8 protein-coding genes are annotated in these 11,915 nt (G+C 42.5%); 5 read left to right on the top strand and 3 right to left on the bottom strand.

Going from position 1 to position 11,915, the window contains the following annotated elements; all coding sequences use genetic code 11:
• The first annotated feature begins 315 nt into the window (after window positions 1-315).
• On the top strand, window positions 316-2,397 hold the full coding sequence (locus J4N44_RS21760; RefSeq protein WP_252045779.1) for a TonB-dependent hemoglobin/transferrin/lactoferrin family receptor: 2,082 nt from the start codon (window positions 316-318) through the stop codon (window positions 2,395-2,397).
• 52 nt (window positions 2,398-2,449) lie between these two features.
• Here J4N44_RS21760 and J4N44_RS21755 read toward each other — a convergent pair whose 3' ends face one another.
• Complete coding sequence (locus tag J4N44_RS21755; protein ID WP_029789342.1) at window positions 2,450-3,337, bottom strand: LysR family transcriptional regulator; 888 nt, start codon at window positions 3,335-3,337, stop codon at window positions 2,450-2,452.
• Between the two features lie 236 nt (window positions 3,338-3,573).
• On the opposite strand from J4N44_RS21755, the gene J4N44_RS21750 reads away from it, so the two are divergent.
• A complete protein-coding gene (locus tag J4N44_RS21750; RefSeq protein WP_017189048.1) occupies window positions 3,574-5,745 on the top strand; it encodes a TonB-dependent hemoglobin/transferrin/lactoferrin family receptor in 2,172 nt (723 codons plus the stop codon).
• Between the two features lie 478 nt (window positions 5,746-6,223).
• On the opposite strand, the gene galE is transcribed toward J4N44_RS21750, so the two are convergent.
• Together galE and J4N44_RS21740 are read right to left on the bottom strand one after the other, a co-directional pair.
• Entirely contained in the window at window positions 6,224-7,240 is a 1,017-nt protein-coding gene (gene galE, locus J4N44_RS21745) for a UDP-glucose 4-epimerase GalE (RefSeq protein WP_049537356.1), read from the bottom strand.
• Window positions 7,241-7,294: 54 nt separating this feature from the next.
• Window positions 7,295-9,253 (bottom strand): diguanylate cyclase domain-containing protein, encoded by a 1,959-nt coding sequence (locus J4N44_RS21740; RefSeq protein ID WP_017819611.1) that lies wholly within the window; start codon window positions 9,251-9,253, stop codon window positions 7,295-7,297.
• A 290-nt stretch (window positions 9,254-9,543) separates the two neighbouring features.
• On the opposite strand from J4N44_RS21740, the gene J4N44_RS21735 reads away from it, so the two are divergent.
• The 3 genes from J4N44_RS21735 to J4N44_RS21725 are packed head-to-tail and all read left to right on the top strand — an operon-like array spanning window position 9,544 to window position 11,914.
• The gene (locus J4N44_RS21735) at window positions 9,544-10,299 is read left to right on the top strand and encodes a 5-oxoprolinase subunit PxpA (protein WP_038898935.1); all 756 of its coding nucleotides are present in this window, start codon (window positions 9,544-9,546) and stop codon (window positions 10,297-10,299) included.
• On the top strand, window positions 10,299-10,982 hold the full coding sequence (locus tag J4N44_RS21730) for a 5-oxoprolinase subunit B family protein (protein ID WP_252045778.1): 684 nt from the start codon (window positions 10,299-10,301) through the stop codon (window positions 10,980-10,982). The genes J4N44_RS21735 and J4N44_RS21730 overlap by 1 nt, the downstream gene beginning before the upstream one ends.
• Entirely contained in the window at window positions 10,979-11,914 is a 936-nt protein-coding gene (locus J4N44_RS21725) for a 5-oxoprolinase subunit C family protein (RefSeq protein ID WP_017189044.1), read from the top strand. Before J4N44_RS21730 ends, J4N44_RS21725 begins: the two co-directional genes overlap by 4 nt.
• Window position 11,915 lies beyond the last annotated feature (1 nt).

Raw genomic sequence — 11,915 nt, 5'->3', positions numbered from 1 at the left:
ATAACTACCGCCATAACCCATGCACCACAACAATACGTAAACACCAATAAATCACACTGGCGCATGCCTGCTTTTTCATCAAACTGCAATTTACGTGACCGACATCTCATTTGCTAATTTTATAGAACTTATCGTCGAGCTTATGTCATAAAAAGCTATCTTGTTGAATTTTATGTACTAAATACAAAAAGGTCATTTCTCTTACATACCTAACCACCACTTTAGTGATAACAATAATGATAGTAATTATCATTTGCGTGAAATAATATATCGCCCGTTGTTATTGCCTATCATGGATATAAGGTGTTAGAACCAATGTATAAAAAATCAATTCTGTCAGCATCAATTTTATTAGCTCTAGCTCACGGTGCACAAGCAGAAGAACACTCAACTTTTAACGAAGTCGTTGTTACTGCGACACGTACAAATAGCCAAATCGAGGATACTGCTGCGTCAGTTGCAGTCGTCACAGACCAAGACATCGAAGATGGCATGATTACCGGTCTTGATGATCTATTTAAATACACGCCAGGAGTTACCGTCGAGACGAATGCCCGACAAGGTGTTCAAAGTATCAACATTCGTGGTATCGAAGGCAACCGAATTAAAGTTCTAGTTGATGGTGTTGCTCAAGGTAACCAGTTCGATTCAGGCAATAACTTTATTAACTCTTCTCGTGTTGAAGTTGACACCGATCTTGTTAAAGCAGTGGAAATCGTAAAAGGTGCAGCATCATCTTTGCATGGTTCTGACGCAATTGGTGGCATTGTAGCTTTCGAAACGAAAGACCCTTCGGACTTCTTAAAGGGTCGTGATTTTGGTGGTCATGCGAAATTTAACTACTCTTCAGAAGACAATACATTCAGCGAATCGGTAGCTCTTGCAAACAAAACCGGGGACCTTGAGTCTTTAGTTGCTTACACTCGCCGTGATGGTAGCGAGCTTGATAACTTTGGTGATTTAGCGGATGCCGATACCTCTGCCAATAACCTTTTAGTGAAATTACAATATCAGTTAAACGAAGCACATAGACTTGAATTTAGCGGTAACTACATTCGCAATGAAGGTGATGGCATTCAATCATATGATGGCTACACGGATGGACGAAGCGAAGATACAACTGAACAATATCAAGTCGGTATTAAGCATATTTGGGACGCTCAAGCATCAATTGCTGACACATTAACGTGGCAACTAGATTACTTAAGTAAAGACGAAACTGGTATAACACATCGTGTCAAAGGCTTGAACAATCAACGCAAAGATTACACCTACAGCGATGAAGGCTTCCAGTTCGACGTGCAGTTAGATAAGTACCTAACGCTTGGTAGCACTGAACATTACATCGTTTATGGTGCGTCTTACTTAGATAAAGACATTAAGAACATAAACAAAGAGTTCAATAGCGGTGGGACGGATAAAGAGATCTTCTACATCCCATCGGCAAGTGAACGTCGTTACGGAGTCTTCCTACAAGATGAGATTACCGTCGGCAACTTCATCATCACTCCTGGTGTTCGTTACGACTCATTCGAAACCGATCCTGGCAACGCTAGCGACAACCCAAGTGGTAACCCTGATAACGAATACAAAAAGTTCTCTGACTCCGCGTTTACTGCTCGTTTAGGCACGATCTACAAACTAAACGAACAACACCGTTTGTTTGCCCAGATAAGCCAAGGTTTCCGCGCACCTGATTTTCAAGAGCTGTATTACTCGTTTGGTAACCCGATGCACGGTTACATAAACAAACCAAACCCAGACTTGAAAGCAGAAGAAAGTATTTCTTATGAGTTTGGCTGGCGCCACAACAACGACATTTCAAGCAGTGAAGTCGCGGTATTCTACAGTGACTACGATAACTTTATCGAGCGACAACAAGTTTCAGGCAGCTTCATTCCAGGTATCGACCCTGCGGTTTACCAATCCGTGAACATTGGTAAAGCAACAATCAAAGGTATTGAATTTTCCAACCAACTGTCTTGGGATAAGTTCATGCCAGTAAAAGGCTTTAGTTCTCGAGTTGCTGCAGCCTATACTGAAGGTGAAGACGGAAACAACGATCCATTAAACAGTGTTAACCCATGGAATCTAGTTGCTGGCTTCAACTACGACTCTGAACAAAACTGGGGTTCTTCACTAACGGTTAACTACACTGCGTCGAAAGACAGCAGTGATATCAATGGTGATGACATCCTACCAATTTCTTCAGCAACTGTTGTTGACGTAACTGCATACTACAAGCCAATTAAAGATCTCACCCTGCGAGCGGGAGTATTTAATGTGGCAGACGAAGAATACTACAGTTGGAATGATGTAAGCGGAATGAAAACTGAGAATAAAGACCTAACACAAGCCGGTCGTAACTGGGCTATTACAGCGAAGTACGAATTTTAGTTATCAACACACTTCTTAACGAAAAATCCCAGCATCATATGCTGGGATTTTTTTATTTGAGACGCCAATTTTTCTTAAGGTATTGTACGCACCAAGATTTGGCTTCGCCCATCGTATTTCTGCGCCACGCTAAAATAATATCAATTGGCTGTTCTTCCGTACCTTCAATGCGTTTAAGAACGCCACTCTCTATTAAAGGTTCCGCGATTTGACTTGGTAGCGTCCCAATACCTAACCCGGAAGTTAGTGCTTCAACTTTGGCAGGGAAATTGGTCACTGTGAGTCTTGGCTGTTTTTGCATTACATTGATTGATAGCGCTGGCTGCTCTCTTGCCGTATCAGCAATCGCAATAACGCGATATTTTTCTCGGGCATTGTCATCAAAATCCCCACTTCGTTTATGCACATAATGATCAGAAGCGGCGACCCAAACCATACTCATTTTACCAATTTTTTCGGCCTTAACATCTTGCGGAAGTGTATCGAGAGCCGGACATATCAATAAGTCTGCCCTTCCGGTATTTAGCGACTCCCAACTTCCCGCAAGAATCTCTTCTTGTAACCTCACCCTTGTACTACTCACGTTAGATAGCGCATCTACCATTGGGAAGAAATTTGAAATAGGAATAATTCCATCAAAAGCCACCGTAATATCAAGTTCCCAGCCATTGGCCAGGAGCGTTGCATCATTAACAAGCTTCTCACTAGCTTGCAGAATTGCCCTACCACGCTCAAGAATTAACTTCCCGGCTTCTGTGAAATGTGCTTTGTGACCTGAACGATCGAAAATGATGATATCGAGATCTTGTTCCAGTTTCTGAATTTGATAGCTAAGCGAAGAAGGCGCGCGATCTAATTCGTTCGCAGCAGCAGCAAAACTTCCTCTTCTATCAATAGCATCCAAGATATGAAGTGCTTCTAAAGTGATTGGGCTCTGCACTATAGCTCCCTATTTGCGTGATTTAAATCACAGTAGTGGTATTTAAAAATTTATACTAGAAAATGACTTTAAACAATATAACAGATTGATAAATAAAGACTAGGTTGCGCATAGCACAAATTTCCATTGACAAAAATAACACTAAATAACAATAGTAATGATAGTAATTACCATTTGCATAAACTAAGATACCGCACGTTGTTATTGCCTATTATGGACTTAAGGTATTGAAGCCAATGTATAAAAAATCAATTTTGTCAGCCTCTATTCTCATTGCCCTATCACAAGGTGCATACGCAGAAGAAAGCTCAACTTTCAATGAAGTTGTCGTCTCTGCAACTCGTACCGAACAAAACGTTAATGATGTTTCAGCTTCAGTTGAGACCGTATCGTCAAAAGATATTGACCGCACACTTTCAAAGAACCTTTATGATGCCGTTCAATATACCCCTGGAGTGGAAGCAACCACTTCCGGTCGTTTTGGCATTTCGGGCTTTAACATTCGCGGCATGGAAGGCGACCGCGTGAAAGTTGTGATTGATGGCGTTCAGCAAGCTACTCCTTTCAATCCAGGGGGCGGTGCGGTTCAAGCAATTTATCCGAACGCGATTGAACTCGACACACTGACCAGTATAGAGATTAACAAGGGTCCATCCTCTACCCTATATGGCTCTGATGCAATGGGTGGCGTTGTTGTTCTTAAGACAAAAGATCCTTCAGACGTTCTAAAAACTGACGGTGACGAGACTCGTTTTGGCATTAAATCGAGCTACTTCTCTGCAGACGAACAATTCAAGAACACGTTAACTTGGGCAATGCGCCGTGGCAAGTTTGAAACACTATTGATGGGAACTTACTCTACCGGCAGCGAGCTTGAAACCTACGGTGATGGTTCCGACATTGATGGTTCAGCACGTGGTCTTGAGAACCCAGCAGACAAAGATCTAAATAACATTTTGGCAAAAGCTTATTACAACATTAACGATGTCAACAAACTCGGCTTTGTCTTCGAGCGCTATAACTACAACTACGATGAAAACGATCGTCGTGGCAACTACACACTTAATTTTGGTCCAAGACCTGGCGTTACTTATGCTAACGCAAAAGCTAGTGATGAAATGACACGTACGCGTTATGGCGTAAACTACGAACTCACTAAAGCAAATGCAGCTTTCGACTCAATGAAATTAGACCTTAACTATCAGGTCACAGAGAGCGAAAACTCTAACTTCGCTAATGTCACTGACCATTTAGGTTACATTGGCTATAACGGGGATCGCACTCGCCTACGTCAAGCTGAAGACGAGTCGCTTCAGTTTGATGCTCAGTTCGACAAGGTAATCACAACCGGAAATGCAATTCACGAACTGACCTACGGTCTAAATTCTGTGGTGACAGATTTTAGTCTAACGAATGTGGATATTTACCACGACAATGGCACTAGTAAACCTGGCTCAACGACAATCCCTGATGCCACCGTCACCGAATGGGGTATTTTCCTTCAAGACAATGCATTCTTACTTAACGATACATTAGTACTAAATGCGGGCATCCGTTACGATTCATTTGAAGCGGATCCAACATCTGACGCAGGCTTTACTACCGAACGAGGTAAGAACAGTAATGACGCATTTACTGGGAAACTGGGCGCGGTTTACCACCTTAACGACAAACTAAGTACTTTTGCCCAAATCAGTCAGGGCTTTAAGGCACCTACAGTTGAGCAGCTTTACTATGAATACGACACTGGTGCTGAATTCGTTCCTAACCCAGATTTAGAAGCCGAGAAAAGCCTTTCTTACGAAATTGGCTTCCGTGGTCAAAACAACTTTGCGCAGTTTGAACTTACAGGCTTTATCACTCAGTACAAAGACTTTATCGACTCAGAAGAACTACCAAAAATCGATCCAAATAAAGACCGATTCACGATCGTAAACCGAGATGAAGTCGACATTTCTGGTGTTGAATTTAGTTCTACACTTTTGCTAGATGAAGCTTTTGACGCCCCTAAAGGTATGTACACGAGAGTATCTGTGACATACCTAGATGGTGAAGATAAAACAACAGGTAAAGCACTAGATAGTGTCGCTCCTTTGTCTTCTGTACTTGGTTTAGGTTACGACAACGTCGAGCATCATTTTGGTGGTCTTGCATCTCTTAAGCTTGCAGCTAAGAAAGATGACTGGTCTAGTGATGACCAAATTGACTCGGCAGGTTACGGTGTAATGGACTTAACCGCATATTACATGCCTATCAAAGACCTAACGCTGACAGCAGGCTTGTTCAATGCATTTGATAAGAAATACTGGACATACCAAGATGTTCGCGGTCTCGAAAGTACGGACAACAAAGACTTCCATAGCTTACCGGGTCGTAACTGGGCAATTTCTGTAGATTACCAGTTCTAAGTGACATCAATTTATAAAACTGTTCGTAAAGCACCCGCTTAGTTGGGTGCTTTTTTGTTTTTCCACTTTCAAACAAAGCTAACTATCTGCAGCGACATTGCGAAAATGATTGATAAATGAGTCATAAACGAAGAACTTGCGCTACAAAAACAAAAAAGCCAGCAATATGCTGACTTTTTTACGCGTTTTCATTTCAAAAATGTTAAGAAAAGAATGAAAAATGAAAACTTACTGCTTTGCCATCTCTTTTTTCACCATGATTGCTGCTGCCACGATGAAAGCGATGATTAGACCAAGTTCCATGAACTACCCCGATAGTCTTAAGAAAATTTACGACCTAAATTAAGAGTCGGACATAGTTTAGCAGTTCTATTTATCTAAGCTACCTTTTAACCAGTAATTTACGAATTTTTCCGATTTAGATCAAAAAAGGCGCAGAAGTGCGCCTTTTTGTTATTAATATGTAAAACTTGATTTTTTAAGCGTCAGGGTAACCTTGAGGGTTATTTGCCTGCCAACGCCAAGTATCACCTGTCATTTCTTCTAACGTGCGCTCAGCCTTCCAACCAAGTTCGTTTGCAGCTTTTGAAGGGTCAGCCCAACATTCCGCGATATCACCAGGGCGGCGATCAACTAACTTAAACGGCACTTCTTTGCCTGATGCGTTTTCAAATGCTTTAACCATTTCAAGAACGCTATAACCATTACCGGTACCAAGGTTGTAAATATGCAGGCCAGCTTTATTGCCAACTTTTTCAAGAGCGGCGACATGACCATCAGATAGGTCCATTACATGGATGTAGTCACGCACACCAGTACCGTCTTTTGTTGGGTAGTCACTACCAAACACAGATAAAAACTCACGACGACCTACTGCGACTTGCGAGACAAAAGGCATTAGGTTGTTTGGGATGCCTTGAGGATCTTCACCTAGCTCACCCGTTGGATGAGAACCAACAGGGTTGAAGTAGCGGAGAAGCGTAATACTCCAATCTGGGTTCGCTTTTTGGAAGTCTGTTAGACACTCTTCAACCATTAACTTACTACGACCGTAAGGGTTAGTTGCGCTAGTTGGGAAGTCTTCAGTGATAGGCACAGATGCAGGATCACCATATACTGTCGCTGAAGAACTAAATACGATGGATTTAACTCCTGCTTCACGCATAGCATCAACAAGCACTAGCGTACCGTTAACGTTGTTATCGTAGTACTCAAGCGGTTTTTCTACCGACTCGCCCACTGCTTTTAAACCGGCGAAGTGAATAACAGCTTCAATGTTGTGCGCTCTCATTGCTTCAACAAGCGCGGCTTTGTCGCGGATGTCCGCTTCAATAAACTCAGGTCTTGCACCACAAACCTTTTCAATGCGCTCAAGCACTGTAGGTTTGCTGTTGTATAGGTTATCAAGGATCACTGGCGTCATACCAGCTTCGATCATTTGAATACAAGTGTGGCTGCCAATGTAGCCCATACCACCCGTAACAAGTACTTTCATGTTATATATCCTTCTGACGCGAATCGCGCTAGTCTAAAGGTTTTTAGCCCACAGTTAAACAGTCTCTGGGGATTCGCAACCCATTAAAATTGCTTGACCTTTACCTGCTTTCTTAGCTTGGTACATTGCTGTATCGGCACTCTTAAGAATACGCGTTGCGTCACGCTCGTTAACGCCAACCAGTTTCACACCAATGCTCACGCCAACTTTAAGCAGGGATCCTCGGTATTCAATTGGAGAGCAAACCGTTTCAAGTAACTGTTCTGCAATCCTTGTTACGACCTTCTGATTTGCTGGGTTGACCAACATGACAAATTCATCTCCCGATAAACGAGCAATCAAATCGCTATGCCGAGTTGCCGCAGCCATCCGGTCTGCCACTTGTTTGAGCACTTCGTCACCTGCATCATGACCATAAGTGTCATTGATATTCTTAAAGCCATCTAAATCCAAGTAAAGTACCGCGAATTCGTCGCGCAAATAGCCTGATCTTTGTACCAATTCTTCGAGCTCTAGGTGGAACTTAGAACGATTTGCCAACCCGGTTAAGGCGTCGTGATGTGCAAGATACTCCAAACGCTCCATCTCTTTTGCACTTGATAGGTCGGTTAGAATGATGACCATGTCATAAGTGTTTTGGTCATCGCTCTTGTTAATGCAATTAACCTTTGCAAACATTGGAACGAGTTGACCTAGATGGTTCTTCTCAATCACTTCTCCTTGCCACATACCATAGTTTTCAATAGATTCTTGAATGCTCGGCATCATAGCTTGTAGCTTTCTCCAGCGAATTGATTTGATGAACGGCTTACCCACTAATTGGTCAGCTTCTACACCGACGAGCTTCGTCACTGCTGGATTAACCATGGTAATAATGCCTTGGTGGTTAAGCACCACTAAACCATCTTGACTGCTTTCAAATACACGACCCGCTACTCTTTGGCGATTCATCGCTTCTTCAATCTCTGTGATGTCCTGAATTACGAAAAGCATATAGCCGTTTTTCGCTAAGCGTCGACTGGTTAAACTTAGCTGTTGCTTCCCTTCACCACTTTCCAGGTGGATATCATCACATTCAAGCCCTCGGCTTAGTATTTGTCCAAGCTCGTTTGGCGTCTTGGTCTGGATTAGATCGCAAATGTTTGCCGTTTCTATCCCTTGGTAAGTATGTTCAAAAATACGTTGCGTAGCAGTATTACAATGAATCACTCTCCCTAAGTTGTCCGTGACTATTAACGAATCCTGAATAGAATCAATCACTTCTTCGGCGAACACCTTACGGCGCTCTAGCACTTCCAAGCTATGTTTGCGCTGCTTTTCAAGTCGCTGCTGTTTTTCAACCATAAAGTTGAAAGAAGCGACCAATGCACCGACCTCGTCTTTTGATTTATGGTGAATCCTTCCACTAAGGTGATGCCCGTTAGCTAAATCTTGCAACGCTCGATTGACTTCCTCTATGGGACGAAGAACTCGTCGTTCAACCCCAAAGTAGAACATAACTCCACCAGCTAAAAGAATGACTAAGAACAGCCCACCGTCTTGTAGCAATGCATCTCGTACTTCGAACAATGGGATTCGTGACAACGTCACCCTAATCGATCCGATGACTTGTCCTTCGTGAATAATAGGCTCAAAAACGTACAGAAAGTGTGCAGATAGTGCGTATCCTACTTCATGCAGACGACTTCGCTCTTTAACTGTCGGCGAAGGTGCAGCAAAGCCATCCAAAGCAAATACAGCAAATGGATTATTGTCTTTGTCGTAAAGCTTTACGCGTGATACGTTTGGCTTCTTAAGCAGATCAGCCAAAATGGTTTGCGCTTTTGGCTTGTTCTTTGTTGCAAGCGCATCTTTAATTGAGTGAGAAGCATCATTGATCAGAACTTTGGTCTGTTCGACCAATTCATGTTTGGCGGACTGATAAGTGTTATATGACGTGTAACTTTGAGATGTAACAAAGATGACCGTGATGAAAGCGAGAATCGGCCATATTAGCTTTGCTCGTAATGACATATATATTCCTGTCGCAGAAAGCAATCAAAATAACGAAAGGATTGCTATGCAAACTATCACACAAAAAAGAAGAGCCAAGACTAACACGACAAATCTTGAAATGAAGCCGTAAATCTCAATTATTAGACTGATTAGTCATGATTTTCTTAAAATTTCGGATCATTTCAAAGAACACGACGATCTTTTCACCACTTCATTTGATAATCTTCTTCTTGAAGAATGAAGTTAGTCACTGAACTTAAACGTAATTTCCTGCATTTTTAGAGCATACTTTGGACTTTTATAAACGTATGACATTGAATAACCAGCAACTGACACTGAATTGCGACATGGGCGAAAGCTTTGGCGCGTGGAAAATGGGTGCCGATGAGAGTGTAATGCCTCACATTGACATGGCGAATATCGCTTGTGGATTTCACGCATCTGATCCTAATGTCATGCACGATACGATTACTCTCGCTAACCAACACGACGTTGAAATTGGTGCTCATCCTGGTTATCCCGACCTACAAGGCTTTGGTCGTCGGAGCTTAAAAATGACCAATGATGAAATTACCAACATGGTGATTTATCAAGTTGGCGCGTTACAAGCTTTGTGCAAAGCGCAGTATACCGACATAGGGTATATCAAACCCCATGGTGCGCTTTATAACGATATGATGCAAAGCGATGGCGTTTTTCTCGCCGTAGTGAAAGCAGCGGCACTTTTTAAAGTTCCACTAATGATCCTCGCCTCTCAAGAAAATGAAAAGTATCTCGAAATAGCAGATGATTTTGATGTACCTCTGTTATTTGAAGCCTTTGCGGACCGTCTGTATCAAGATGATGGAATGCTCACACCCAGAACACAACCTAATGCGGTCTTAAACAGCGAACACGCTATATTAGAACAAGTCAAAATGCTTGCTGAATCAGGAAGAGTCAAAACGGCATCGGGTCAATATATTTTGTTAGAAGCTGACACAATTTGTGTCCACGGAGATAATGACGAATCCATCGCATTGATTCAAAAGATTCGCCAAAGTCTCTACACCGGAGGAAATTAATGAATCAAGGGCAGTTTTCAATCTCTCCTATCTCTGAATGCAGTATTCTGATTCGCTTTCATGAAGCGGTGACCGTCGAACACATTGGTGAGTTAGCACATCAGATTGCCGATAAACTTAACCTCATTATCATGAATGTTGTTCCGTCATACCGAACTATTTTGATCGATTACCTGCCCTTTAGAATTAACGAATCCATCATCCTCAAAGAATTGAACCAACTCGTTACTCGTTTTGATGTCCGCTCGATGGATAATAAGCAACCTAACTACATTTCCATTCCGGTTTACTACTCAGAAGAGACCGCGCTCGATTTAGAACGATTCAACGATGCTGGTTTGCCGTTGGCTGAATTGATCGAGTTGCATACCAAAACGGTTTACACGGTATCAGCAATCGGCTTTGCGCCAGGGTTCGCGTTTCTTTCAGACTTACCAAAGGCATTACACATGCCACGACACAATACCCCCCGCACTCACGTTCCAGCCGGCAGCGTCGCGATAGCGGACAGTAAAACCGCTGTCTACCCTTCAGATAGCCCTGGAGGCTGGAACATCATAGGTCGAGCACCCATCTCGTTGTTCACTGATACGCCTCCATTTATTCCTTTTGAAGTTGGTGACAAGGTCACTTTTAGTTCAATCACAAGACAGGAATACATCAATTTAGGGGGCAAATTATGAGTTTTTCAGGTTTAATCGTAGAGAAACCAGGTCCACTCTCATTGATTCAAGATTTCGGTCGTTTTGGGCTCGCTCATATTGGTATTACGCAAGGCGGTCCGGTTGATGATTACGCTTACAGTTGGGCAAATCATCTATTAAAGAATCCTGTAAATTGCTCAGTCATTGAAATTACGCTTGGGAATGCCAGCTTCAAAGCACTAGAAGACTGTCACCTTTCTATTTGTGGGGGCGATTTAAACGCTTCTATTGACGGAATAGCACTCACCAATTGGTCTGACTTTTCGTTAAAAAAAGGACAAACACTTAAGTTTGGAATGCCACGCAATGGTCTTCGAGCTTACTTAGCCGTGAAAGGCGGTTTTAATGTCGAGAAACATTTAGGAAGTTCATCAACAGTATTAAGAGAATCCTTAGGAGGCATCGAACAAAATGGCTTGGCATTGAAAGCTGGAGACATCTTAAGTTTCAACCCACACGCACTCCCTAGCCGAAAGTCCAAGCAAATGACTTTTCGTTTTAAGCCTGATTATAACCTTCCTATCAAGCTTCGCGTTATTGAGGGTTATCAATACAACGACTTCTCTCAAGAAGCGATCGACCGTTTCTATTCCACGATATTTGAAATATCGCCAAACTCGAATCGCATGGGTTATCGCCTAGAAGGTGAAACTATCACTCCTCCTTACGATGGCATTTTATCTGAGGGTATTGCGCTTGGGTCTATCCAAATACCAAACGACGGGAAACCAATCATTTTGTTAAATGATCATCAGACTATTGGGGGGTATCCTAAGTTTGGCTGCGTCGCTAGGATTGATTTGCCGCGCTTGGCTCAGGCAAAACCGGGACAATCCGTGAGCTTTATACGAGGAGATAGACAAGGTCTACAAGATGTATGGTGTCAGTGGGCTCAATTTTTTGGTTATTGAG

It is taken from the genome of Vibrio sp. SCSIO 43155 (assembly GCF_023716605.1).
In the GTDB taxonomy this organism is placed as follows: domain Bacteria; phylum Pseudomonadota; class Gammaproteobacteria; order Enterobacterales; family Vibrionaceae; genus Vibrio; species Vibrio harveyi.
The sequence above is the reverse complement of the archived record's forward strand: the minus strand, read 5'-3'. Positions and strand labels throughout refer to the sequence as shown.